Origin of the sequence: Pseudomonas sp. D47 (assembly GCF_045447305.1) — a bacterium.
GTDB lineage: Bacteria > Pseudomonadota > Gammaproteobacteria > Pseudomonadales > Pseudomonadaceae > Aquipseudomonas.
The window spans coordinates 1-434 of sequence record NZ_JBJGXU010000190.1; the positions used below are offsets into that span (position 1 = coordinate 1).

General features: G+C 51.4%; 1 protein-coding gene. It reads right to left on the reverse strand.

Translation table 11 applies throughout. The features are described 5' to 3' along the window. Window positions 1-434: transposase (locus ACI77I_RS32190; RefSeq protein ID WP_407000243.1), on the reverse strand; the 434-nt coding region annotated here is incomplete at both ends.

The following is a 434-nucleotide window of genomic DNA, read 5'->3' on the forward strand; positions in this document are numbered from 1 at the left end:
GTCATCAAACGAGAAGCCAGATCATCTTCAGCGACTTGGCTCTCAACTTCTTTGTCGAGAACCTTAACCTGACGATCCAGGTAGACGTAGTGGTCATACAGCCCTTGCAGCAGCTTTTTGATCAGCCCATGAAATGAGGCTGTTTCGAGTAACGCGGGCACCTCTTTGACTGATTTAAAGCCCGGTGCCAAGCTGACACCCACCTCCAAAAGCCCTGCATGAATTCGATTAACGGCGGCTGTGCGTTCCTTGATAAGCGAGTCGCGGACCGAGTTGAGCATGGCCAACGCTTGCTGAGCTTGGGTTTTTACCGGTACGAAACGCATCGTTGGGCGACTAGCTGCCTCACAAATCGCTTCGGCATCAGCGAAGTCGTTTTTATTGCTTTTTACGTAAGGGCGCACGAGATGAGGAGCAATAAGTTTGGGGGTGTG